Source organism: Sporosarcina sp. P33 (assembly GCF_002077155.1).
Taxonomy (GTDB): Bacteria; Bacillota; Bacilli; order Bacillales_A; family Planococcaceae; genus Sporosarcina.
On sequence record NZ_CP015027.1, the window covers coordinates 2,738,906 to 2,761,620 of the forward strand.

Sequence of the window (22,715 nt, forward strand, 5' to 3'; positions counted from 1 at the left end):
AGTTTAGAATTGGAAAAACGACGTGTAGTGGTAACGGGTATCGGCGGAGTCACACCAGTAGGAAATACTGCTGAAGAATCGTGGAAAGCGGTTTTGGAAGGAAAGTCAGGCATTGATGTCATGACAAGACTGGACCAAGAGAAATTCCCTGTCAGTGTAATGGCTGAAGTGAAAGGTTTCGATATCGAGCAATATGTATCACGCAAAGACGCTCGTAAAATGGACCGCTTCACGCACTATGCTGTCGCTTCAGCGATGATGGCAATGAAAGATGCGAACCTTGAACTTGAAGGCGACCTGGCACTGCGTACGGGCGTCTGGATCGGTTCTGGAATCGGCGGCATGGAATCTCATGAAACCCAGTTCAATACATTCCTTGAAAAAGGATACCGCCGCGTCAGTCCGTTTTTCGTCCCGATGATGATTCCGGATATGGCGGCAGGACAAGTATCGATCTTCACTGGCGCGAAAGGAATCAACTCTTGTTCCGTGACTGCCTGTGCGTCAGGCACGAACTCTATCGGTGATGCATTTGAAGTGATCCTTCGCGGAGATGCGGATGTCATGATCACGGGCGGAACAGAAGCGCCGATCACATCTCTTGCAGTAGCAGGCTTCATCGCAAGCACCGCATTATCATTAAATCCGGATCCAGCAAAGGCTTCCCGTCCGTTCGATAAAGACCGCGATGGTTTCGTAATGGGTGAAGGCGCGGGGATCTTGATTTTGGAAGAGTACGAACATGCAGTTGCGCGCGGTGCGAAAATCTATGCTGAAATCGTAGGGTACGGTTCAACTGGAGATGCGCATCATATTACAGCACCGGCACCGGGCGGGGAAGGCGGCGCGCGTGCAATGCAGCAGGCATTGGCAAAAGCAGGCGTGGAGCCGACACAAGTGGACTATATCAATGCCCACGGAACGAGTACGCCATATAATGATCTATTTGAAACGATGGCAGCGAAGACCGTGTTCGGCGATCATGCGTATAATTTGGCAATGAGTTCTACGAAGTCGATGACCGGCCACTTGCTTGGAGCGGCTGGCGGTATTGAAGCGATCTTTACTGTAAAGGCGCTGCAGGAAGGAATTCTGCCTCCGACTATGAACTACGAGACGCCAGATCCTGAGTGTGATTTGGATTATGTCGTGAATGAAGCACGCAGAGCGGATATTACGTATGCAATGAGTAACTCGCTTGGCTTTGGCGGCCATAATGCATCGCTGGTATTTAAGAAAATATAAGCTGAAAGCGGTGAATGTCAGGGATGTTACAATATTCTCTGACGCATCTGAAAACCCATTCTGATTTCATTGAACTGGCAGACGTTTTTAATTACAGAACGCGGTTTCATGAAAAAATGTAATAAAAGTCAAAAGACTGAAGACAAACTCCGTTAACTATGGAGAGGTCTTCAGTCTTTTTATTATGAGCACCGCTTTCCGTCTAATTGCATAGTGCCTGTACATAGGATGAAAGAAAACGGTAAAGGACGAGATGCAGTTGACGCGTTTTATGGTGTTTGTTTCTAGCTATTGCGTAATTGTAGTGACGACGGCGAATTTATTATTTTACTTGAATTATTCCGCGCTGGGTTATAATTACCGACAAATCCTGGTGTTTATATTGCAGTCCACAGATTTTACGTTATTGCTTATCGCGGTCTTTTTCATGCTGCTTACCGTCTGCGTCCCAAGCCCATCGCGCCCTCCATCTTTTTAAGCGTGGCGGAAGCGATGGCATTGGCTTTTTCGGCACCTTGGTCAAGTATGGCATCCAGTTCAGGAGAATCGATCAGTTCGTTGTAGCGTTCCTGAATTACTGCCAAGTGCTCAATAACAGTTTCTGCGACGCCGGCTTTAAATGCCCCGTAGCCCTGACCTTCGTACTTAGCTTCCAATTCTTCAATGGTTAAACCGCCTAATGAAGATTCGATAGTCAATAAATTGGATACGCCCGGTTTATTTTCGACATCGAACTTTACGATGCCTTCAGAATCGGTTACCGCACTTTTGATTTTTTTCTCGATTTGCTTTGGTGTGTCCAAAATAGTGATTGTTGCTTTTTTATTCGGATCAGATTTGCTCATTTTCTTTAGCGGATCTTGTAAAGATTTTATGCGCGCGCCATTTTTAGGAATACGAACGGCCGGAATGGTCAATACTTTTCCGTATCGGCTGTTGAAGCGTTCAGCCAGATCTCTTGTCAGCTCGAGATGCTGCTTCTGATCTTCTCCGACTGGAACAATATCCGTATTGTACAGCAGGATATCAGCAGCCATCAGCGGGGGATACGTCAGAAGTGCTGCGGATACGCCTTCTGCACCGTCTGACTTATCCTTAAACTGTGTCATGCGCTCCAGTTCACCGATATAGGAAATACATTGCATAATCCAGCCTGCCTGTGCGTGTGCCGGAACTTCCGATTGGATGAACAAAGTGGATTTCTCAGGATCGATGCCGCTTGCAATATATGTCGCAGCGAGTGAGCGGATTGCCTGTTTCAGATCATCGGGATTTTGCTGTACCGTAATCGCATGCTGATCCACGATGCAGAAAATGCAGTCCTCTTCATTTTGAAGCTCAACGAATTGACGGAATGCGCCGATATAGTTGCCTAACGTGATGACGCCGGTTGGCTGGACACCGGAAAAAATAGTTTTCATAATATGTTTCCTCCTCTTATTTACTGTCTGCTGCGAAAAAATGGCATAAAAAAACACCAGTCATCCCCTGTAAATAGGGACGATTGATGAAAAGGTAACCGCGGTACCACCCGAATTGCTATCACTAGCCGCTCAAATCCCATAACGCGGGAAGACGTGATGGAGTACTTCATTCATCCATCAAGCTCAGGAGCCCATTCTTTTTGTGCGGTTTTACTTGCTTTCACCATATACAAGCTCTCTGAAAAAACCGCGGCAAAAATACTTTTTCCTTCAGTGCCATTCGCTTATTGCTTAAAATTATATCGGTACGTTTTGAAAAATGCAACTTTCATTGATAATAAAAAAAGATTTCAGAGAAAATGAAACCTTTCAGTACACTTGTACGTACTATATAGAGAGGGAATTACTAGAAGAAAATTTATCTAAATGAGAATGCGAGTAATTTCCACTCATAGGTTTAAAACATTTCAGCGTTGGGTATAAAAGTAGAAGGTGCTCATTTATCGCAGAAAACATCACGATTCTCCAATGAAATGTTAAAACATAAGAAATTTTGCATTCTAAAAAAGTTTTTTAAAAAAAGTATATTAATTGAGAATGATTATGTGTATAATGAGCAGTATAGAAACAAATTATAATAATTCTAAAGTGAAGCAGATGAATTTAAATATACTAAATCTACTGAGCGCAAGCCGTGGGAAAGGACGTGTCAATTAATGGGTGTTACACTTTATACATCACCTAGTTGTACATCTTGCAGAAAAGCAAAAGCATGGTTGGAGGAACATGAGATTCCTTACACAGAGCGTAACATTTTCTCTGAACCATTGAATATTCAAGAAATTAAACAAATTCTTCGCATGACGGAAGATGGCACTGACGAAATTATTTCAACACGATCCAAAATCTTTCAAAAACTAAATGTTGACGTGGAAAGCCTTCCGCTTCAAAGATTATATGAATTGATTCAGGAACATCCGGGTCTTTTAAGACGGCCAATCATTCTAGATGAAAAAAGACTCCAAGTAGGGTACAATGAAGATGAGATTCGTCGTTTCCTACCGAGAAAAGTTAGAGCCTATCAGCTGCTCGAAGCGCGGCGTATGGTGAACTAATCTTAATAAAAAAAGCTGATAGGGATGACACGGGATACAATTGTGCCTATCAGCTTTTTTGAATTGATATTCCCTTGTATTCCTCTAGGCTAAGCACTTCAATGCTGACGAATAAAAATGATTTGTCAGAAACCCTTTCGTAAACGGCAGTGTCGACATATAGTAATAATAAGCATTGCAAGTGTGTGTAAAGTATAGGACAGGGGAGGGCCTGTTCAACAGAAGGGAGAGATAAGGGATGGAAATAGAGCGTATTAATGAAAACACGGTAAAGTTTAATTTGTCCTATGGAGATATTGAAGCCCGTGGATTTAGTAAAGAAGACGTCTGGTACAATCGTGATAAAAGCGAAGAGCTTTTTTGGGATATGATGGATGAACTCGGTGACGACACAGAATTTGAAGTGGAAGGTCCGCTTTGGATTCAGGTGAACGCGATGAATGAAGGCATTGAAGTAATTGTTACTCGTGCACATCTTCCAAAGAACGCAGAATCCTCACAGTTTCCTTTTGGAATTGAAGACCCGGAAGAGCTGTTTGACCCGATTTTCGATGCAGTTAATGAAACGGAAGAGGATAGTGAGGAAGAGTTGCAAATCACTGACAAATTGTTTGTTTTCAATGAATTTGACCAGATCATACCATTGGCAGCCAAAATGATTTCACTTGAAGACGAATTTGATTCGCAGCTATATGCATTCGAGGATCGTTATTATCTCAACTTACGTTTCGATTCTTCTTTGATTGAGAAGAAACGTGCCAAGGATATTGCCAGTATGGTTACGGAGTACGGTGCAATGTCGAAGATGTCGATTCATCGTATAGCAGAATATGGTACAGTGGTCATGGATTCCGACGTGTTTGAACAAGTAAATAAATATTTCTCATAATACTCTGAAAGGCTACCAGTAACTTGGTAGCTTTTTTTATTTTGTCCAAGTTTTGGGAAGCTCTTTTGTCTTCTAGTTTTGGCAAAGTGCCGGGCAAGTGCTTTGCAGAGGGTTTTCTGCTTTTTTACATCATGACTGGATAACACGGATTGACGCCGTTGTGAGTAGAGAGGGATAACGTCATTGAAACCATTGCGGCGCTGGCGGATGGCTTCCGCGATGAGCCAGACAGGAAGATCGCCTGCCTGTCTCATCGCTACGCCTACCGCTTGTAAGGCGCCTTCGTTCGGTGAGTGGTAGTCACTTTGGCTTTTGGTTTTGGAAAAGAGATGAAGAATTGCAGGGCAGACCGTGTTCAACTCTTTTGCATCATAACTGGTTTCCGCGTGTTGACATCATTGTAAAAATAGAAGCGAAACGTCTTTGCGCCCACTGCGGCGCTGGCGGATGGCTACGCAATGAGCCAGACAGGAAGATCGCCTGGCTGTCTCATCACTTCGCCGACCGCTTGTAAGGCGCCTCCGTTTAGTTAGGAGGAAGCAAGTATGACACTTCATTCGCCTAAGCATACGCCAGTCGGCAACGAGTCACTGCACTTCATCTCTTTTAAACAACAACCTGGATTGCATCCACTCAGCAGCGCAGGCACAACTGCGGGGTCGGCCGAAGTCATGAGACAACTGGCGCGCTTTTCGCCAGCTGGCTCATGACGAAAGGCAATCCCCCACGTGCCGGCGCGGGTCCTAACAGGTGACACACGCTAATTCTAATCCCCGACAAAAAGTCGAGCAACGACCCTAAAACTAGAGCTAGAACAGCATTGAACTCACTGCGGCGCTGGCGGATGGCTACGCAATGAGCCAGACAGGAAGGATCGCCTGTCAGTCTCATCACTTCGCCGACCGCTTGTAAGGCGCCTCCGTTCAGTTAGGGGAAGCAAGTATGACACTTCATTCGCCTAAGCATACGTCAGTCGGCAGCGAGTCACTGCACTTCATCTCTTTTAAACAGCAACCTGGATTGCATCCACTCAGCAGCGCAGGCACAACTGCGGGGTCGGCCGAAGTCATGAGACAACTGGCACGCACTTCGCCAGCTGGCTTATGACGTAAGGCAATCCCCCACGTGCCTGCGCGGGTCCTAACAGCGGACACTGGCTAACTTCTAGCGCCCGCCAACGAGTCGAGCAACGACCCAACAACCCAACAACCCAACAACCCAACAACCCAACAACCCATCACCAGCCGAGCAACGCCCCCAAATCAAAAAAATATAAAATCCCACTTGCTAACCTGTCAGAAAATTCGTAGTATAGGAAGAGAAGGAGTGTGAAGTCTTTGTTAACAGCTCATACAGCAAGCGGGAAGCAAGTCGTGCTGACACGGCAGATGTCCCCGGCCAGCTTACGGGATTGGCGTAAAAACGAAACCTTTCATTGTCCCCAGTGCAAAGAACAAGTACTCCTGAAAGTCGGCGAAATCGTCATACCCCACTTTTCTCACCAGCAGCAAACCAACTGCCGGGACAGCTTCTCAGAAGGGGAGTCCCCAACCCATCTGCTCGGCAAAACCCAACTCTATGAACTATTCACAGCCCATCAACTGCCAACTGTACTGGAACCATTTTTGCCGGACATCAAACAGCGGCCGGATCTGCTCGTCACATGGCAAACGCAGCAAGTGCCGATCGAATTCCAATGCAGCACCATCCCAATTTCCCACGTTAACGAACGTAATGCGGGATACCGCATGCTGGCTATGCTGCCAATTTGGATCCTCGTGACACCGCGCGCCATCCAGTCCTCCTCGGCATCTGTTCTCACTCATCGTTTCTCCCGCTTCCAGCAACATTTTATTCGCCACATAGACTCCGTCGCCAGTGAACAATTATCCATATTTCTCACATACAACCCAGAAAAGCAGCAATTCCATTATCTCAGTCATTTCATACACCTTCGCGGCACCCAGTTTGCGGTCTGTCACTCTGTTATGCGCATGAAACACCAGACAGTTCCGTTTGCTGTTCCCGCAGCGCCGTCGAGCGCGGAGATACAGGAATTGGCACGCCATTATCTGACTGCGCGGCGCAAGTATCTTCGCTCGGTAATTGGGTATAATCAAAGAGGTATCCATCATCGGTTTTTGCGGGCTTGTTATGAAATGCGTATACAGCCTATTCAGCTGCCGGCATGGATAGGCGTGCCTACGTTCGGACAAGAGGCGTTTACAGAGTCGGACAGCGAATGGCAGCTGCTGCTTATTGCGGCCATGAGACAAACACGGAGAACACAATTCCAGCTAGACGCGGGGGTCCTTCATTCATTCGTCAAGACATTTGAAGGTGACTCCGTGAAGCAGCTGGATGCTTGTAAACACTATGTGGATTTCTTGAGACAGCGGCGCATAGATATCTATCGTATGGATCAATTCAGCGGAGGAGATTTTGTGCCGGGAATCCTGGCAGGGAGATTTCTTGCAATGCATGCCCGGAATTGAGAAAATATAAAAGAGACAAATACTGGTGAAATTGGTGAAGGAGGAATTGGATTGACAAATGACAACAGAGTGTTGACGCGCGATGAGGTATCTGAAGAAGAAACGTGGCGCCTGGAGGATATATTTGCATCCGACGAAGCGTGGGATGCAGAGTACCGCAAAATCGAAGGGATGGCCAATGAAGCGGAGCAGTATAAGGGCACGCTTGGAAACGGTGCGCGTCCGCTGTTTGAAGCATTGACGTATCGCGATAAATTGGCAGAGCGCCTGCGCAGACTTTATACGTATGCACACTTGAAAACAGATCAGGATACAACAAACAGTTTCTATCAGGCAATGGACGGACGCATTAGAACACTAGTCGTGAAAATATCTACAGCACTGTCTTACTTCACACCTGAACTGCTTTCGATTGATGAGAAGAAGTTGAATGAAACGATTGAGTCGCATGAAGGATTGCGTTTGTATAAGCAGGAATTTGAGGAATTGAATGCTCAGCGTGCACATGTGCTTTCATCCGAACAGGAAGAGCTGATTGCACAGTTATCAGAAGTGACAGGGAAGTCTTCTGAAACATTCAGTATGCTCAATAATGCGGATTTAACTTTCGGAATGGTGAAAGACGAAGAAGGCAATGAAATACAGCTGACGCATGGCCGTTACTCGCGCTTCCTTGAGAGTAAAGATCCGAAAGTGCGCGAGGCAGCATTTAAAGAGATGTATGCAAGATACGGCGAGTTCAAAAATACGTTCGCTTCCACATTGAGCGGAAACGTCAAAGGACATAATGTCAGTGCAAAAATCCGTAATTACAGTTCAGCGAGAGCCGCTGCGTTATCGAATAACCATATTCCCGAACAAGTGTATGAGAATCTGGTTTCTACGATTAGCAATAACTTAAATTTATTGCACCGTTATATAGCGCTCCGCAAGAAAGTATTGAAGCTCGATACACTTCATATGTGGGATATTTATACTCCGCTCGTGGAAGACACAGAGATGAAGTATACGTATGAAGAAGCGAAAGAAACGATGCTGGAAAGTTTCCATCCGCTCGGTGAAGACTACAGATCGGTCGTCAGAGAAGGTCTTGAGAACCGCTGGGTCGATGTACGTGAAAATAAAGGGAAACGTTCAGGAGCTTATTCATCGGGTTCATATGGAACAAATCCTTACATCCTAATGAACTGGCAGGACAATGTCAGCAACTTATTTACGCTGGCGCATGAATTCGGTCACAGTGTGCACAGCTATTATTCCCGTAAGTACCAGCCGTTCATCTACAGCGGCTACTCCATTTTCGTGGCGGAAGTTGCTTCAACTGTGAATGAAGCGCTGCTGAATGACCACTTATTGAAAGTGACGAAAGATGAAGATCAAAGAATCTACTTACTGAACTATTGGCTCGACGGATTCCGCGCAACGGTGTTCCGCCAGACGATGTTCGCTGAATTTGAGCATTTGATCCATACACTGGATCAGCAGGGTGTTCCATTGACGGCTGAGAAGCTGACGGAAGAATATTATGCACTCAATGAAAAGTATTATGGTGATGCGATTGTCAGCGATGAGGAAATTGGATTGGAATGGGCACGGATCCCGCATTTCTATATGAATTATTATGTTTATCAGTATGCGACAGGATACAGTGCGGCAGTGGCATTGAGCAAACAGATTCTTGAAGAGGGCGAGCCGGCCGTCGAACGATATATCACGAACTTCCTGAAAGCAGGATCTTCTGATTATCCGATAGAAGTGCTCAAAAAGGCGGGCGTTGATATGACGTCGGAAAAGCCAATCGAAGACGCGTGCCGCGTATTTGAAGAACGTTTACTTGAATTAGAACAATTACTGGAAAATAGACAGTAAATTCAGGCTAATCGATTCGACAAGCAATGACAAAGTTTGTGACATATGAATGAAAGCTGTTGTAAATTGTTGAAGTCAATAAATATTTATGATATGGTATGAATGTGGAATAAATCACATACCAAACATACACCCCTTTTGTTTGAACGTGAACATTTCTCCCATTCCCTTTGAAAAAGAGCAGTCACTCCCCCCCAGGAGCGATTGCTCTTTTCTTTTTATGCAAATAAAAAAGCTGTGGCCCCAAAATGGGGGCCGCAGCCAGTTATGAGTGCTGTTTAATGAGTGAACAGTTTGGTTGTTTTTTTCGCCAAATGGTACGGTCTTGCAATGGAAGTCTTTCAATTTCCTGTTTAAGCAAACGTTTCTTTAATTCGCGTTCTGCTTCTTTTTCCGTCAGATGGCATACTTCTGCGATTTCGCCCGTTGTCAGCAAGTCGAAACGGTCGAAAAGCGAATCGATGGACGGCGGCATTTCCGGTAAAAGTGGCTCTCCGATCAGTTCTTCAAGAATCTGCTCGTAAATTTCATAGTCATATAGACCGCTCACTTTTAAACCTTCATCTTCAATATTACTGTTGAAAAAGACGAAAGCCGGCGCTTCATCCACTTCCATTTCATTCCCCAGATACATATCGACCTGCAAGGCACGCATGGTTTCATCAGAAGTGAAGTCTGCAATGAATTCATCGACGTCTAAGTTGACGCGTGCAGCAATTTCCACCAGCACTGAATATGATGCGACATCCCGATTTTTCAGAAATGAATATTCGAGTAAACAAGACAAATACCGGAAGCCCGCCCGTTTCCCCTGAAATTCAGCAGCTTTTACTGCGATGTTAGGGAAACAAGGATTTGACCGCCTAGTCGACTTGGCGTCTTTTGGATCAATTAAAGAAGGGACATTCAGTTTTGTCATTGGTGTTTTCAGTGCAATCCGCAACGTGAAATAGTGGTCATATTCGACTTGCATTTTGCGCAGCATCGGCTGGAGCGACCAGCAGTCCTTGCAGTACGGGTCCAGAAAGACATAAAGTTCAATGGGCTTTGCTGAAGCAGAATAGTGCAACGTATCATCGATTACGGTTAGATAGTTCACTGATCTTCCTCCTCGTTCCTATTTACCATGTGGTTGGCTGTTAAGACAAGGCGTTTATAGTATACATCCCGAAGTGGTCCCTCCAGTCCTACATCATCCATCGCTTCTGCCATGCAGGCAAGCCATGCATCAGCGCGTGCAGGTGTTATAGGGAAAGGCATATGACGGGCTTTCATCATAGGATGACCATGTTCTTCGGTGAATAGGTTAGGTCCACCCAGATATTGTGTCTGAAATTGTTTTTGTTTCCGGGCTGTTTCGGATAAATCATCAGGAAATATCGGATAAAGGTCTGGGTGAACAGCTACTTTTTCATAAAATTTATCAATCAGTTCGTGTAACCTTTTTTCGCCGATCTCCTCAAAAGGGATGACAGGTTTTCGGGTCATTGCATTCACACCCCTTCGTATATCTTTGTCTATATTCTATCAACGAACGTTTTTCTATACAAATAAAAGAACTTATTTTGTTTCTTGTTATATATCAGATTTGGAGTCAGATGTTTGCCGGCCCTTGAATTCAGTGGCTTTCGCTGGAACCGGGAAAGATTTGATTTATGCCCGCTGCGGACAGGGTGTGTAACTATTTTAGTTGTCCGGCCGGTCGGAAAGAACCTGCGCAGGACATTTTTTTGTTTACGATTACCCTATGAGAGAGGATTATATATAAAGCAAAGAATCAGACCATCTGACTGTAATAGGTCATTACTTTTTTCACGTAGTTTTGTGTTTCTTTAAAAGGCGGGATGCCTCCGTATTTTTTCACGTTGCCTGGACCTGCATTGTATGCTGCGAGTGCCATTTCTTTTGAGCCGAATTGATTGAGCATTTTCCGCAAGTATTTGGCGCCGCCCATGATATTTTGCTGCGGATCCATCGGGTTTGTCACACCGAGATGCTTGGCTGTGCCCGGCATCAGCTGCATAAGCCCGGCTGCACCTGCGCGGCTTACGGCATTGCTTTTAAAATTGGATTCCTGCCTGATGACGGCAGCAATCAGTTTTTCTGGCAGCTGGTATGTATCCGCCGCCTGTTTGATGATATCTGCGAACTGTGTTTTTGAACTGACAGGTGCCGAGTCAGGCATCGCAGCCGCCGCTGTTTCAGCAGGACGGGAAGGCAGACTGAATGGCAGGGCATTTGTTCCTTGGCTCAGCAGCTGTTCAGCTGTCCCTGCCAGTTCAGGACCAAGACGATCGCCCGCCATCAATTGTGTCAGCATCGTTTGAAATTCATTGGTTCCGGCCGAAGAGTTGGCACTGAAGGATTGAACAGCGCCAAGAGTCTGCAGCGTATTAATTTCCAGCAGCAGACGCATATTACGTGGGTCTAGATTCACACTTTCTCCCCCTAATTTCAAAGAAAAATTTATCGTTTAGTTTGTTATATCTATTATACCAACTTTCTGAGCGCAATGCATAATAACAAAATGCAACTGCGTGTGTCATATGGTAGACTGAACGTAAAGACTTTAATTAAGGAAGTGGATGTCGTGGATATGACAAATAAAATTATAGAAACAAGCCGGCATGGCAGTGAAATTCACTTTATCATGAATCCTGAAGCAGAATGGCCTTTAGGTTCTCCAACCGGAAAAATGCTGACAGACACAGATCGGCAGCTGTTTGTTTACATCTTTGATCATGAGTCTGGCTATCGCTATGCGTATTTTCCGAAAGAAACGTGGGCGGGTCTCGCTGATATGGTGCTGGAACAGGCAGAACCTGTTTTGATTTGGCAAGATCAGCAAGTATCATTGACGGGTGCGGCGGAAGAAATGCACGCTCTTATCTTTAATATTGAAGGAAATGATAATTACGGGGAAGAATTCAGCACCGCTGTGGAAGAAATATTCAAACCTGTCCTGGAAAAGGTGAATTAATATATGGCAGAAAAATTTCAAAAAAGGAAGGGAAGTGACGTTATGAAGTTTACGATTCAATCACGCAACGATGAGATTTCGAATAAGTTAATGAAAGAAGCGAGAGTGTATTTGCGGGATTTCGGATTGAAATACGACGAAGAAGAACCCGACATTGTGTTGTCAATCGGCGGGGACGGGACGCTTCTGCACGCATTTCATAAATATATACATCGACTGGATAAGACATCGTTTGTCGGAATTCATACAGGTCATTTGGGATTTTATGCGGATTGGAAACCTTCTGAGATAGAAAAATTAGTCATTTTGATTGCGAGACAGGAATATGAAGTCATCGAATATCCGTTAATCGAAGTCACAATTAATTACCGGCACTCTGAAAAAAGTGCTTCCTATTTAGCGCTGAATGAATCCACAGTAAAATCGCCTGAAGTGACGCTCGTTATGGATGTTGAATTAAACGGCGAGCACTTTGAGCGTTTTAGAGGCGACGGACTCTGTATGTCTACACCGTCCGGATCGACCGCTTACAGCAAGTCTCTGGGCGGAGCCATCATCCATCCTTCATTGCCGTCAATGCAGCTGACCGAAATGGCTTCGATTAATAACCGCGTATTCCGTACGGTGGGGTCTCCGCTTATTCTGCCGGACCATCATATTTGTACGCTGACTCCTGTTAAAGGACCGGATTTCATGGTGACAGTCGACCACCTGCAGCTTCTGCACAAAGATGTAAAGTCGATCGAGTACAAAGTATCCAATGAAAAAATGGGCTTTGCCCGCTTCCGTCCGTTCCCATTCTGGAAACGTGTCAATGAATCATTTGTGGCGAGCGAGCTAATCTATGAACGTGAAGACGATGAAAAAAAATAACTCATTATTTCAGTTGCATTTTGATGTGACGCACAGCGGACTATTGCGGGATTTTTTAGCGCAGCATGAAATTTCCAAAACGACGTTAACTGCGATTAAATATCAGGGCGGAGAAATATTGGTCAATGGACAGCCGCAAAATGTCCGCTACAAACTGCAGCCGGCCGATCGCGTGTCAGTATTATTTCCGCCTGAGCAAGTGAGTGACGGCCTGACGCCTCAAGATGGTGAACTGTCTATTTTATATGAAGATGAAACCATTCTGGTGCTAGCTAAGCCGGCCGGACAAAGTACAATTCCTTCACGCAATCATCCGTTTGGAACGCTTGCGAATTTTGTCTGCGGAAAATTTGAACGGGAAGGCATTCTTTCTACTGTACATATGGTGACGCGTTTGGATACGGACACGTCAGGTATTATTTGTGCAGCGAAGAATCGTCATATTCATCATTTATTAAGTAAGCAAATGTCAGAAAAACTTTTTAGCCGGCAGTACACGGCATTTGCTGAAGGTTTTATTACTCCTTCTTTTATAACGGTTGAGCAGCCGATTGGAAGAAAAGAAGGCAGTATTATTGAACGTAAGGTATGTGAAAACGGGCAATATGCCAAAACGGATGTTTCAGTTACTGGACATTATCAACATGAAACAAGCCGGTTTTCCATCGTGAACCTGAACCTTCATACTGGACGCACACATCAGATTCGTGTTCATATGCAATGGTTAGGTCATCCTTTAGTCGGCGATGATTTATACGGCGCGAATGGGAATATGTTTGCACGCCAGGCGCTTCATTGCTCCGGCATCAGTTTTCTGCACCCATTGACGAAGGAGCGGATAGATTTCACCAGTCCGCTGCCGGAAGATATGGCATATTACTTACGGCAAAGCCGGCCGTTGCAAAACTGTTCGCAAGATATTCAACTCCCTGCTGTGCAGAATGGAATGCAGTATTCGGGAATCAAATAGTGCGCGGGATGCGTACGGTAAGTGCAGAGGGGAAGGTGTGGAATCATGACTACTCAATCAGAACAGACGAAAAATGAAGTTGTACTGGATGAAGATAAGCTGCGCGAATTGCTGAGCAATGAAGATATTCATTCGTTCAGGCAGGAATATCTGGCACTTCATCCATATGATCGGGCAATTTTTTATGAAGAAGTAGGTTCAGAGCTTCGGGAATTAATGTATTTTTATCTGTCGCCAAAAGAACTTGCGGAGGTATTCGAAACAAGTGAAATTGAAGAAGATGAATATGAAGAGTTCCTTGAGGAGATGGACGCGACTTATGCCGCAGAAATGATTTCATACATGTTTGTGGATAATGCGGTAGATGTCCTGAAAGAACTTGATAAAAAGAAAGTTGTCAGCTACCTGACATTAATGGATAAAGAAGCAGCTGTTCAAATTAAAGCTTTGCTTCACTATGAAGAGCATACTGCCGGTTCGATTATGACGACAGAATACGTTACAGTTTCCGAAAATTCGACTGTGCGTTCCGCTATGACCATATTGCGCAGTGAAGCCCCGAGTGCCGAGACGGTCTACTATATTTTCGTCGTGGATGACAGGCAGCGCCTGACGGGAGTTGTGTCATTGCGTGACTTGATTATTGCGGATGAAGATACATTAATCCGTCAAATTATGAGTGATCGTGTCGTCAGTGTATCGGTTTCCGATGATCAGGAAGACGTTGCCCGAACCATTCAGGACTATAATTTCCTTGCCGTTCCGGTTGTCGACTTCCAGCAGCATATTTTAGGGATTATTACAGTAGATGATATTATTGACGTGATCGATGAAGAAGCATCGGATGACTATTCTAAACTCGCCGGTGTATCAACGATGGATACATTTGATAAAAATCCATTCTCAGCAGCGAAAAAACGGATTCCATGGCTGATTATTTTATTGGTGCTTGGAATGCTGACAGCAAATTTGATTGACTTATTTACTGAAACGATTTCACAGGTCGCTCTATTGGCGGCATTCATTCCATTGATTGCCGGAACTGCCGGAAACAGTGGAACACAGTCTCTGGCTGTTGCGGTTCGCGGTATTGCAACTCGTGATATTGAGGATGAAAGCAAGCTGAAATTATTGATTCGTGAAGCGGGCACAGGAATCATCACAGGTGTCATCTGTGCAATTTTTGTCGTATTACTGATCTTCATCTGGAAGCATGAAATTGTCATTGCGCTGTTAGTAGGTGCTGCCATGATGGTTTCCATATTCGTGGCGACCATTTCAGGCTCTTTCATCCCGCTGTTCATGCACAAGCTTAAAGTGGATCCTGCCGTTGCGTCAGGTCCTTTCATTACGACACTTAACGATGTTATCAGTATCATCATCTATCTGGGTTTAGCAACAGTATTCCTCAGTTCCTTGTGAACTGCGGATACTGTTTTTTTTGTTTTGGAACATTAGGCGTTTAGCTTACATAAGCTAAACAAAAAGGATGTGATCAAGATGCGTCATGAAAAACCGCTGATGTTTATTTCAAGCCCCGTGATCAGGAAATACCGATATACGCATGTTCCGGAAGAGGAAAGCACGTCTATTTTCGAATTGGAACATTCGCGCGGTGCCGAGCGGACGGAACTGCCAGCCGTACCGGAATCGCCAGCTATGCCGGAACCGGAAGAAGCACTCCACAATCCAGAGATCAAAAATAAGCTGGAGTACTTGCATCATCCGCTTCGCAAAGAACTGTACCAGCCGCTAGAAATGATTACCGAAAGCGGTTCGGTCAAAGGTAAGCTTCACAATCTGGAGAACGAAACCGTGTGGGTCCAATCTGACGGTAATTTGACCTCGGTTCCCATCAAGGACATTTTGGATATCCGTTGGAAACAGCAATCATTTTCTATTTATTAATTAACGGCTTATCAGGCGGACCTGCGCAAAGGTTCGCCTTTTCCGTTGTCTACAATTTCATGTAAGTGGGCAGAATATAAAAAGCGAACCCCGATGATCAGGGTTCGCCTCTTCGCATTGCAAGCCTTTGAATCAGCCCTCATCGCAGAAATCGATGAAGACATCATCGACACACTGAATACCGCAGAAACAGTTTAAATCGACTGTTAAACAAGTATTCGTAGGTCCAAAACCATTCACTTTACAGATTTTTTCATAGCAAATCTTTCCGTCCTTCATAATATCAAACGGTTGCCCGTTATATAAAGGCTGTAATACTTGAAGCGTTGCGCAGCAAGAATCAAAGACTTTCTGCACGCGGAAGAATACGGAAACGCAACTTGTGTGATGGCATGAAGGTTTTTTGCTGTTCATTGTGTCATCAGCCATCATTTTCGGATGCGGTTTATACTTGCTTCCGCCCCGGAAGACCGCTTTAAAATAATCTCCATTTTCCGTCAGAAGGCTGAATACGCGTGTATTGACGCGGCCTCTGACCGGGCTGACTAAACTGCCCAATGGCGCCATGAAACAATCGGTATCACATTCTACACAGTCCACTTCTGGACTTGTATTTTGGACGCGTTGAATAAACCGCACCACTTCACAAATACAATTTGACTTATGACAGCCACCATGGTGACTGTCTCTCTTTTCACAACCCACTACTGTCCACCTCCTGTTTATCGTTCTCTATACCTTATGCAGGCTGAATTCCAGTGACAGGGCGTTTTACTCAATATGCATAAATCCCGCATGAAAGATCCATCCTAGCAGGAAGGGAGGCGTCGATTGTGAAAAGGTTAAGTATTCTACTGATATTGCTGTGCTTTTTGGCAGGCTGCAATGAAAAAGGAATTTATATTGAAAATACCACTGCTCATGATGAAGCGGCACTGAAGAAAGTGCTGGAAGGCAATGAACATGTGAAATTGGCGAAAGTTCTTCTATATGAAGATGAATTGCTGGCAGGAATTCGCGTGAATACGTTTTCCCGATTTCAAAAGAAGACTGTCGCTTCGGATATTAAAAAGAAATTGAAAAAGGATTATCCAGATATGAAAGTTACTGTTTCTGCCGACAGTAAAATGCTGCTGGAAACCAATAAATTAATGAATAAAAAGGAGCAGAAACATTTCCGGAAAAAAATCGATAAAATAAAATCCATTGAAAAGGAGCAAACGTGATGCAACAAGAAAAGTATGCCCAGATAGAGAAAGAGTTATCACCTAAACCTCCTGTTATGAAAAATGTAATTAAAGCCTTTCTTACGGGCGGATTCATTTGTTTAATCGGACAATTTATCGCGCTCTTCTATATAACCTATTTTGATTTTACAGAGCGTACGGCAAGTAACCCGACAGTCGCCACGATGATTTTCATTGCCATGCTCCTGACAGGATTTGGTTTGTACAAGAAAATTGCGCAATTTGGCGGTGCGGGCGCAGCGGTCCCGATTACCGGTTTTGGCAATGCGGTCGTGTCATCAGCCATCGAACACAAGTCAGAAGGCTATGTGCTCGGTGTGGGCGGCAATATGTTTAAGCTTGCAGGTTCGGTCATTTTATTCGGCGTATTTTCAGCTTTCGTTGTGGCACTGATTAAAACGATTCTAGTGAAATTTGGTGTCGTCTCATGGTGAAACAGGGCATTTTGACATTCCATTCCATGCCGAGTATTCATGCGACAGGCGTTACAGCGGGGCCGCTGGAAAAAAAGAAAAGTGTGTTTGCGCAGCAATTTGATAAAACATATGAAGACGAACGTTGTGATCTGCCTACAAATGAAGACGGCCATCAGCAGTTAATGTATGATGCCGTACTCATTGCACTGAGTAAATCCAAAAAGCAGCCGGACAAAATCGATTTCTTTCTGACCGGCGATTTGGTGAACCAGATGACACCGTCAAATTTTACTGCGCAGGCGCTCGCGATACCGTACATTGGTTTATTTTCAGCCTGTGCAACTTCTGTATCTTCTATAATAACAGCCGCTTTGCTGGCCGAAGCAAAACAAGCGAACTGGATTGTTGCAGGTTCTTCAAGTCAGCATAACGCAATTGAGCGGCAGTTTCGCTATCCGATTGAGTATGGTTCGCAAAAGGGCGCAGCTTCGCAATGGACAGTGACTGCGGCCGGCGCTGTGCTGGTTGGAAAGCATAAACCGGGGACCCCGGTAATTCGATGCGCGACAGTCGGTAAAGTGGTAGATATGGGGATGACGGACCCATTGAATATGGGATCGGCGATGGCGCCGGCGGCCAGTGAAACACTGATGAATCATTTATCGGGACACGGTATGACGGTTGATGACTACGATACGATTATTACCGGTGATTTAGGCAGCAATGGGTTTACTATTTTTAAAGCGCTGGCCAATGAAAATGGACTGCCGCATACGAAGAACTTCAGGGATGCCGGGGAAGAATTTTACGGGAAAGATCCTTCCTTTAATGCGGGGGCCAGCGGTTCGGGTTGTTCTGCGGCCGTATTCTTTTCTGACGTATACCAAAAGCTGATGACTGGGGAATATAAGCGTGTGCTTTTACTTGCGACAGGCGCACTGCTGTCTCCTTTGTCGTTTCAGCAAGGCGATACGATTCCGTGTATTGCCCACGCGGTTGAACTGACGATGGATGAGGTGACACCAGAATGATTTCAATTTATATTACATCATTTATAGTAGGCGGCCTGATTTGTGTTATTGGTCAATTATTGATGGACGTAGCCAAACTGACGCCTGCGCATACATTGTGTTCGCTGGTCGTGGCGGGATCTGTCCTGGACGGCATCGGATGGTATGAACCGCTGATTGATTTTGCTGGTGCCGGGGCAACGGTTCCCATCACTTCCTTTGGCAACGCATTGACACACGGTGCATTGGCGGAAGCGGAAAAGCACGGCTTGATTGGTGTTGTCACAGGTATGTTCGAAGTGACGAGCTCAGGAATCAGCGCCGCTATTATTTTTGGATTAATCGGCGCTTTGTTGTTTACTTCAAAAGGAAATGTCTAAACGATTCAATCGCCCTCTCCATTTCGTTCTTCTTTGCATATAGTAGAGAAGAAAGGAAGGAGGGGTTTTTATGTACGGATGTTATCCATCTTACGGTCAAGGTGGTTTTGGATACGGCGGGGGATATGGTGGAAGATATTGCGGTTCTTCATTCGTCTTGATCGTAGTTCTGTTTATCCTACTCATTATTGTAGGCAGAAGCTATTTCTAAGGAGGAGAGCCTAATATGAATGATTCATTCTTTCGAAAAATAGAATCCAAAACAGGTGTCCCAATGGAAGAAGTCTTTGCATTAGCAAATGCTATTCAGTTTGCCGATTTTAAAGATGAAAAACAAGTCAGGAAAATTATTCAGAAAGTCAGCCAGGTGGCAAAGAAAGATGTTCCGCAGCCGTTGGAAGATGAATTGGTCAACTCTATCCTTCAGAGCGGCAAAGGATTAAATCTGAATGACATTACCAAATTACTTGGCGGCAATTAAAATAATTTTCTAAATGAGGTTTAATTGTGTTATAGAGTGGATATAGTAAAAGTGAAGAAATATAAAAGGAGGTGCACATCATGGGATATATATTACCGATTCAAAATTATCAGGCGCAGCAATATGCAGAGCGCATGAATAATGACCGTCATAACTTTGCTTACATTGGCCGTGTACATCCTGTACGTCTGAATAATGAGGAATCAAGCTACTGGGAAGATGTCTTGGAAGAGGAAGACAGACGTCGTGAGGAGCAACTGCAGCAACAGAAGAAACGTGCACCTCAACCTTTAGTAAAAAAAGGATTTATCGCTCCGAATCCGGCACAGCTCTCACCTGAAATTGCAAACGTCGTAGGTAAAGGCCAGGCAATTAACGCTTATGTATGACAAATCTAAAAAATATCCCTGACAGCTGATCATCAGTTGTCAGGGATATTTTATTTAATGTGACAATCCGCCGGTAACACCTTTTCCATCGCACGGTGCGGAATATCCGCATCCATGAACTCGGGCGATGTGACGACGTAGCCCAGTTTCTCATAAAAAGGCACAGCGTAGGATTGCGCATTCAAAATAAGTTTCTTCATCGAATTCTTTTTGGCATGATCTTCTAACGTATTCATAATCAAACTGCCCAGATGTTTCCCGCGGTGCTCCTGCAAAATACAAATTCTTTCGATTTTTGCATGGGCATTAACGAGCCCTCTCATGCGGCCCGCACCGATCGGCTGATGATCTTCATCGTATACGACGAAGTGGATGGCGTCCTGATCGTATTCATCCAATTCCAGAACCAGTGGGACGCCCTGCTCTTCCACAAATACTTTCTTGCGGACAGTGTAGGCATCCTGCCGTCCCTTTTCATCTGATACAATCTTCACTGTGATCTGCAAATCAGGACTCCCGGTCAAGACGGAATGTTTCGTAAACTGTCCACGATCCATCTTCAAGCTGATAAAGTAAATGGATACGGTCGATGATCTCAGAATGATCAACGCCAACCATTTTCATTTGGTTGATCACATCATCATGCTCAATGGAAGTCAGTTTCTGTGCAATCGTCACATGCGGTACAAATGAATAGTTAGTAGAATCATGGTAAAAATCGGCATTTAAATCTTTGTGTAAAGCAAGAATTTCATCATTTGGCACAACTTTAAAGTAAATCGTATTCGTAGTCGGCGCGAATGAGCCGACTTTTGTAACTTTCAACTCAAAAGGGCTGTTCTTGATCGTAATTTCTCTTAACGCTTTTGCTACTTCCTCAATTTCCTTATCATTCGCTTCGAAAGGATCTTTCAGCGTCATGTGCGGAGTGATCAGCGCATAATGCGGATCATATCTCATGCGATAGCCATTTGCCAAATCCTGAAGTTTTTTTGAAGGGAATGCAACAATACCGTATTTCATTTAAGATTGCCTCCTTGTGAATTGATTGAATTTACTGTGCATCTACTCAAGTATATCAGAAAACAGCCACGTTTGTCCTCTTCTATTACTAAAGGCTATTAATTTCAATCAGTGCCCGGCGGATATCCGGCTGCCAGGACTTCCATGTATGGTCGCCGTTAAGTTCTTCATAGAAGAAAGGGAATCCTTTTTCTTTAATGACTTTGTGCAGTTCACGGTTAGGAGTCAGAAAATCAAGTCTGCCGTCAGAAGTCGTCGGGACGTATGTTTCTTCTTTCCCGATGACATGATAAATAGACAGCGCGGCAGGATTTTGATTGGCACGAACAGATTCAAGCACATGTTCGTTGACGAACGGAGAATGCAGAACAACATTTCCAAAGCAATTTGGATATTTTAATGCTGTTAATAATGAAATTGACGCAGCCAAAGAGTCACCAATCAGGGTTCGTGAAGCACCCATTTGGTATGTTGGATAGGTTTCATCAATATACTGGATTAACTCATGTGCTAAAAAGCGGATATACGCTTGATGGCGGTCGCCTTCGGGATGATACATGCGCCGGCGTTCCTTTACAGTTTTGTATGGAATTCCTACGATAATCACCGGTTCAATGATTTCCTCTTCCATTAATTCATCGGCAACCCTGCCGATTCGGCCAAGCTGGAAATAATCCTTGCCGTCGGAAACGAGCATGACGTTATGTTTGTATAAAGGAGAGTAGCTGGAGGGCAAGTAAATCAGCAGCTCCATTTCCTCCTGTAACTCTTTGCTGTAAAAACGGATTTCTTCGATTTTTCCTGGATTCATTTTGTAGGACCTCCATAATTAATGTACACTTAATAATTATCATACCGATAATTAACAGTGTAAAGCCAGTGAAGACTATTGGATATGAAGAGAGAGGAGAAATAATATGGTAGCAGGTAAAAAAATTGTTCATTCAGACGTGGTAACAGCTGCAACAAAAGATGCGCTGTTGCGCCGAGGGGTTAAAATTGAAGATATTGCAAAAATCGTTTATGAAATGCAAGTTCCTTATAATAAGGGGCTGTCACTTGAACAATGTGTGGATTCAGTAGAAAGCGTACTGCGCAAACGCGAACTGCAGCACGCAATTTTAGTCGGAGTGGAATTGGATGAAATCGCAGAAAGAGGCCAGCTGTCAGCACCGCTTCAGCAAATTGTCGAATCGGACGAGGGGTTATTCGGAGTGGATGAAACGATCGCATTAGGCGCAGTGTACACATATGGCTCGATTGCGGTTACGACGTTCGGTCACTTGGATAAGAACAAAATTGGCATTATTAACGACCTGGATACGAAAAAGGGAATCGGGATCCACACGTTCCTTGATGATCTCGTAGCGAGTGTCGCGGCGTGTGCAGCGTCCAGAATTGCCCACAGAACGCGCGATTTGCAAGAGGCGGGCCTGACGTTTGAAGATGTGCAAAATGGTAAGAGCTGATGAACGAAGCGGGACTGCCCTAGATCATAACTAGCGGCAGTCTTTTTTATGTCCGGTGCATCCGTCTATGAACCCAATGCGGCCGCTTTTTTGCAAGGGGAACAGGGAAGTGCTAAACAGAGGGCGTTCAGCCCTTGTGAATCATGACTGGATTACGCGGGTTGCCGTCATCGTGAAGAGAGAAGGTAACGTCATTGAAGCCACTGCGGCACTGGCGGATGGCTTCCGCAATGAGCCAGACAGGAAAATCGCCTGTCAGTCTCGTCACTACGCCTACTGCTTGTAAGGCGCCTCCGTTCAGTGAGGGATAGTCACATTGGCTTCTGGTTTTTGAAATGAGATAGAGAATTGCAGGGCAGACCGCGTTCAGCTCTTTTGCATCCTAACTGGTTTCCACAAGTTGACATCATTATAAAAATAGAAGCGAAACGGTTTTGGACTCACTGCGGCGCTGGCGGATGGCTACGCAATGAGCCAGACAGGAAGACCGCCTGTCAGTCTCATCACTTCGCCGACCGCTTGTAAGGCGCCT

The 22,715-nt window shown here is 44.8% G+C and carries 29 protein-coding genes and 1 other annotated feature; of the genes, 21 read left to right on the forward strand and 8 right to left on the reverse strand.

The annotated features are described in order from the left end of the window. The first annotated feature begins 9 nt into the window (after positions 1–9). Entirely contained in the window at positions 10–1,245 is a 1,236-nt protein-coding gene (gene fabF / locus SporoP33_RS13340) for a beta-ketoacyl-ACP synthase II (RefSeq protein ID WP_081244175.1), read from the forward strand. A 434-nt stretch (positions 1,246–1,679) separates the two neighbouring features. Here fabF and trpS read toward each other — a convergent pair whose 3' ends face one another. Next, a complete protein-coding gene (gene trpS / locus SporoP33_RS13345) occupies positions 1,680–2,666 on the reverse strand; it encodes a tryptophan--tRNA ligase (protein ID WP_081244176.1) in 987 nt (328 codons plus the stop codon). A 72-nt stretch (positions 2,667–2,738) separates the two neighbouring features. Beyond that, positions 2,739–2,952: a binding site (T-box leader), on the reverse strand. A 433-nt stretch (positions 2,953–3,385) separates the two neighbouring features. On the opposite strand from trpS, the gene spxA reads away from it, so the two are divergent. The 6 genes from spxA (at position 3,386) to pepF (ending at position 9,037) form a co-directional block, all read left to right on the forward strand. Then, a complete protein-coding gene (gene spxA, locus SporoP33_RS13350; protein ID WP_009765721.1) occupies positions 3,386–3,784 on the forward strand; it encodes a transcriptional regulator SpxA in 399 nt (132 codons plus the stop codon). A 238-nt stretch (positions 3,785–4,022) separates the two neighbouring features. After that, positions 4,023–4,673, forward strand: a complete 651-nt coding sequence (gene mecA / locus SporoP33_RS13355; RefSeq protein WP_081244177.1) for an adaptor protein MecA — start codon at positions 4,023–4,025, stop codon at positions 4,671–4,673. A 545-nt stretch (positions 4,674–5,218) separates the two neighbouring features. Then, positions 5,219–5,383, forward strand: coding sequence for a hypothetical protein (locus SporoP33_RS16130; RefSeq protein WP_155961370.1), 165 nt, complete (start codon positions 5,219–5,221; stop codon positions 5,381–5,383). Positions 5,384–5,615: 232 nt separating this feature from the next. Continuing rightward, entirely contained in the window at positions 5,616–5,780 is a 165-nt protein-coding gene (locus SporoP33_RS16135) for a hypothetical protein (RefSeq protein WP_155961371.1), read from the forward strand. Positions 5,781–6,010: 230 nt separating this feature from the next. Beyond that, positions 6,011–7,168, forward strand: a complete 1,158-nt coding sequence (locus SporoP33_RS13360) for a competence protein CoiA (RefSeq protein ID WP_196796802.1) — start codon at positions 6,011–6,013, stop codon at positions 7,166–7,168. Between the two features lie 51 nt (positions 7,169–7,219). Further along, positions 7,220–9,037: an oligoendopeptidase F gene (gene pepF, locus SporoP33_RS13365; protein WP_081244179.1), complete on the forward strand. Its 1,818-nt coding sequence runs from the start codon at positions 7,220–7,222 to the stop codon at positions 9,035–9,037. Between the two features lie 265 nt (positions 9,038–9,302). On the opposite strand, the gene SporoP33_RS13370 is transcribed toward pepF, so the two are convergent. The 3 genes from SporoP33_RS13370 to SporoP33_RS16540 all read right to left on the reverse strand — a co-directional run bounded on the left by SporoP33_RS13370 (position 9,303) and on the right by SporoP33_RS16540 (position 11,474). Beyond that, the gene (locus SporoP33_RS13370) at positions 9,303–10,136 is read right to left on the reverse strand and encodes a DsbA family protein (RefSeq protein ID WP_081244180.1); all 834 of its coding nucleotides are present in this window, start codon (positions 10,134–10,136) and stop codon (positions 9,303–9,305) included. Continuing rightward, positions 10,133–10,525: a globin domain-containing protein gene (locus SporoP33_RS13375; protein ID WP_081244181.1), complete on the reverse strand. Its 393-nt coding sequence runs from the start codon at positions 10,523–10,525 to the stop codon at positions 10,133–10,135. Before SporoP33_RS13375 ends, SporoP33_RS13370 begins: the two co-directional genes overlap by 4 nt. Before the next feature lie 289 nt (positions 10,526–10,814). Next, the gene (locus SporoP33_RS16540) at positions 10,815–11,474 is read right to left on the reverse strand and encodes a lytic transglycosylase domain-containing protein (RefSeq protein ID WP_231293255.1); all 660 of its coding nucleotides are present in this window, start codon (positions 11,472–11,474) and stop codon (positions 10,815–10,817) included. A 159-nt stretch (positions 11,475–11,633) separates the two neighbouring features. Here SporoP33_RS16540 and SporoP33_RS13385 point away from each other — a divergent pair, with 159 nt between their 5' ends. From SporoP33_RS13385 to SporoP33_RS13405, 5 genes are all read left to right on the forward strand, one after another. After that, the gene (locus SporoP33_RS13385) at positions 11,634–12,017 is read left to right on the forward strand and encodes a UPF0738 family protein (protein WP_155961372.1); all 384 of its coding nucleotides are present in this window, start codon (positions 11,634–11,636) and stop codon (positions 12,015–12,017) included. A gap of 42 nt (positions 12,018–12,059) precedes the next feature. Next, positions 12,060–12,890, forward strand: a complete 831-nt coding sequence (locus tag SporoP33_RS13390; protein ID WP_081244871.1) for an NAD kinase — start codon at positions 12,060–12,062, stop codon at positions 12,888–12,890. Next, positions 12,877–13,860 carry an RluA family pseudouridine synthase gene (locus tag SporoP33_RS13395; protein WP_155961373.1) on the forward strand — a complete coding sequence of 328 codons (984 nt, stop codon included), beginning with the start codon at positions 12,877–12,879 and terminating at the stop codon, positions 13,858–13,860. The genes SporoP33_RS13390 and SporoP33_RS13395 overlap by 14 nt, the downstream gene beginning before the upstream one ends. Before the next feature lie 45 nt (positions 13,861–13,905). Then, positions 13,906–15,282, forward strand: a complete 1,377-nt coding sequence (mgtE, locus tag SporoP33_RS13400; RefSeq protein WP_081244184.1) for a magnesium transporter — start codon at positions 13,906–13,908, stop codon at positions 15,280–15,282. Positions 15,283–15,360: 78 nt separating this feature from the next. Then, positions 15,361–15,768 (forward strand): hypothetical protein, encoded by a 408-nt coding sequence (locus SporoP33_RS13405; RefSeq protein WP_081244185.1) that lies wholly within the window; start codon positions 15,361–15,363, stop codon positions 15,766–15,768. A 132-nt stretch (positions 15,769–15,900) separates the two neighbouring features. Here the strand turns inward: SporoP33_RS13405 and SporoP33_RS13410 are convergent, their stop codons facing one another. Further along, the gene (locus SporoP33_RS13410) at positions 15,901–16,473 is read right to left on the reverse strand and encodes a CotY/CotZ family spore coat protein (RefSeq protein WP_081244186.1); all 573 of its coding nucleotides are present in this window, start codon (positions 16,471–16,473) and stop codon (positions 15,901–15,903) included. 128 nt (positions 16,474–16,601) lie between these two features. Here SporoP33_RS13410 and SporoP33_RS13415 point away from each other — a divergent pair, with 128 nt between their 5' ends. The 7 genes from SporoP33_RS13415 to SporoP33_RS13445 all read left to right on the forward strand — a co-directional run bounded on the left by SporoP33_RS13415 (position 16,602) and on the right by SporoP33_RS13445 (position 19,691). Continuing rightward, a complete protein-coding gene (locus SporoP33_RS13415; protein ID WP_081244187.1) occupies positions 16,602–16,994 on the forward strand; it encodes a hypothetical protein in 393 nt (130 codons plus the stop codon). Beyond that, positions 16,994–17,449 carry a stage V sporulation protein AC gene (spoVAC, locus tag SporoP33_RS13420; RefSeq protein ID WP_081244188.1) on the forward strand — a complete coding sequence of 152 codons (456 nt, stop codon included), beginning with the start codon at positions 16,994–16,996 and terminating at the stop codon, positions 17,447–17,449. Before SporoP33_RS13415 ends, spoVAC begins: the two co-directional genes overlap by 1 nt. After that, the gene (locus SporoP33_RS13425) at positions 17,443–18,462 is read left to right on the forward strand and encodes a beta-ketoacyl-[acyl-carrier-protein] synthase family protein (protein ID WP_081244189.1); all 1,020 of its coding nucleotides are present in this window, start codon (positions 17,443–17,445) and stop codon (positions 18,460–18,462) included. Before spoVAC ends, SporoP33_RS13425 begins: the two co-directional genes overlap by 7 nt. After that, on the forward strand, positions 18,459–18,821 hold the full coding sequence (gene spoVAE, locus SporoP33_RS13430; protein WP_081244190.1) for a stage V sporulation protein AE: 363 nt from the start codon (positions 18,459–18,461) through the stop codon (positions 18,819–18,821). The genes SporoP33_RS13425 and spoVAE overlap by 4 nt, the downstream gene beginning before the upstream one ends. 157 nt (positions 18,822–18,978) lie before the next feature. Further along, complete coding sequence (locus SporoP33_RS16590) at positions 18,979–19,032, forward strand: YjcZ family sporulation protein (protein WP_231293356.1); 54 nt, start codon at positions 18,979–18,981, stop codon at positions 19,030–19,032. A gap of 15 nt (positions 19,033–19,047) precedes the next feature. Beyond that, positions 19,048–19,302, forward strand: a complete 255-nt coding sequence (locus SporoP33_RS13440) for a stage VI sporulation protein F (protein ID WP_081244192.1) — start codon at positions 19,048–19,050, stop codon at positions 19,300–19,302. Between the two features lie 80 nt (positions 19,303–19,382). Beyond that, positions 19,383–19,691, forward strand: coding sequence for a hypothetical protein (locus tag SporoP33_RS13445; protein WP_081244193.1), 309 nt, complete (start codon positions 19,383–19,385; stop codon positions 19,689–19,691). A gap of 50 nt (positions 19,692–19,741) precedes the next feature. Here SporoP33_RS13445 and SporoP33_RS13450 read toward each other — a convergent pair whose 3' ends face one another. The 3 genes from SporoP33_RS13450 to SporoP33_RS13460 all read right to left on the reverse strand — a co-directional run bounded on the left by SporoP33_RS13450 (position 19,742) and on the right by SporoP33_RS13460 (position 21,525). Further along, positions 19,742–20,191: a GNAT family N-acetyltransferase gene (locus SporoP33_RS13450; protein ID WP_233190059.1), complete on the reverse strand. Its 450-nt coding sequence runs from the start codon at positions 20,189–20,191 to the stop codon at positions 19,742–19,744. A gap of 7 nt (positions 20,192–20,198) precedes the next feature. After that, on the reverse strand, positions 20,199–20,714 hold the full coding sequence (locus tag SporoP33_RS13455; RefSeq protein ID WP_081244195.1) for a YjcG family protein: 516 nt from the start codon (positions 20,712–20,714) through the stop codon (positions 20,199–20,201). Between the two features lie 88 nt (positions 20,715–20,802). Beyond that, a complete protein-coding gene (locus SporoP33_RS13460; RefSeq protein ID WP_081244196.1) occupies positions 20,803–21,525 on the reverse strand; it encodes an alpha/beta hydrolase in 723 nt (240 codons plus the stop codon). A gap of 106 nt (positions 21,526–21,631) precedes the next feature. Here SporoP33_RS13460 and SporoP33_RS13465 point away from each other — a divergent pair, with 106 nt between their 5' ends. Both SporoP33_RS13465 and SporoP33_RS16140 read left to right on the forward strand, forming a co-directional pair. Continuing rightward, positions 21,632–22,183, forward strand: a complete 552-nt coding sequence (locus SporoP33_RS13465; protein WP_081244197.1) for a phosphatidylglycerophosphatase A family protein — start codon at positions 21,632–21,634, stop codon at positions 22,181–22,183. 109 nt (positions 22,184–22,292) lie between these two features. After that, on the forward strand, positions 22,293–22,469 hold the full coding sequence (locus SporoP33_RS16140; RefSeq protein ID WP_155961374.1) for a hypothetical protein: 177 nt from the start codon (positions 22,293–22,295) through the stop codon (positions 22,467–22,469). The last annotated feature ends 246 nt before the right edge of the window (positions 22,470–22,715 follow it).

Coding starts and splice junctions, on each gene's coding strand:
- trpS (WP_081244176.1), bottom strand. CDS start 2,666: ATGAAAACTATTTTTTCCGGTGTCCAGCCAACCGGCGTCATCACGTTA.
- spxA (WP_009765721.1), top strand. CDS start 3,386: ATGGGTGTTACACTTTATACATCACCTAGTTGTACATCTTGCAGAAAA.
- mecA (WP_081244177.1), top strand. CDS start 4,023: ATGGAAATAGAGCGTATTAATGAAAACACGGTAAAGTTTAATTTGTCC.
- SporoP33_RS16130 (WP_155961370.1), top strand. CDS start 5,219: ATGACACTTCATTCGCCTAAGCATACGCCAGTCGGCAACGAGTCACTG.
- SporoP33_RS16135 (WP_155961371.1), top strand. CDS start 5,616: ATGACACTTCATTCGCCTAAGCATACGTCAGTCGGCAGCGAGTCACTG.
- SporoP33_RS13375 (WP_081244181.1), bottom strand. CDS start 10,525: ATGACCCGAAAACCTGTCATCCCTTTTGAGGAGATCGGCGAAAAAAGG.
- SporoP33_RS13385 (WP_155961372.1), top strand. CDS start 11,634: ATGACAAATAAAATTATAGAAACAAGCCGGCATGGCAGTGAAATTCAC.
- SporoP33_RS13390 (WP_081244871.1), top strand. CDS start 12,060: ATGAAGTTTACGATTCAATCACGCAACGATGAGATTTCGAATAAGTTA.
- SporoP33_RS13395 (WP_155961373.1), top strand. CDS start 12,877: ATGAAAAAAAATAACTCATTATTTCAGTTGCATTTTGATGTGACGCAC.
- mgtE (WP_081244184.1), top strand. CDS start 13,906: ATGACTACTCAATCAGAACAGACGAAAAATGAAGTTGTACTGGATGAA.
- SporoP33_RS13405 (WP_081244185.1), top strand. CDS start 15,361: ATGCGTCATGAAAAACCGCTGATGTTTATTTCAAGCCCCGTGATCAGG.
- spoVAC (WP_081244188.1), top strand. CDS start 16,994: ATGCAACAAGAAAAGTATGCCCAGATAGAGAAAGAGTTATCACCTAAA.
- SporoP33_RS13425 (WP_081244189.1), top strand. CDS start 17,443: ATGGTGAAACAGGGCATTTTGACATTCCATTCCATGCCGAGTATTCAT.
- spoVAE (WP_081244190.1), top strand. CDS start 18,459: ATGATTTCAATTTATATTACATCATTTATAGTAGGCGGCCTGATTTGT.
- SporoP33_RS13440 (WP_081244192.1), top strand. CDS start 19,048: ATGAATGATTCATTCTTTCGAAAAATAGAATCCAAAACAGGTGTCCCA.
- SporoP33_RS13445 (WP_081244193.1), top strand. CDS start 19,383: ATGGGATATATATTACCGATTCAAAATTATCAGGCGCAGCAATATGCA.
- SporoP33_RS13455 (WP_081244195.1), bottom strand. CDS start 20,714: ATGAAATACGGTATTGTTGCATTCCCTTCAAAAAAACTTCAGGATTTG.
- SporoP33_RS13460 (WP_081244196.1), bottom strand. CDS start 21,525: ATGAATCCAGGAAAAATCGAAGAAATCCGTTTTTACAGCAAAGAGTTA.
- SporoP33_RS13465 (WP_081244197.1), top strand. CDS start 21,632: ATGGTAGCAGGTAAAAAAATTGTTCATTCAGACGTGGTAACAGCTGCA.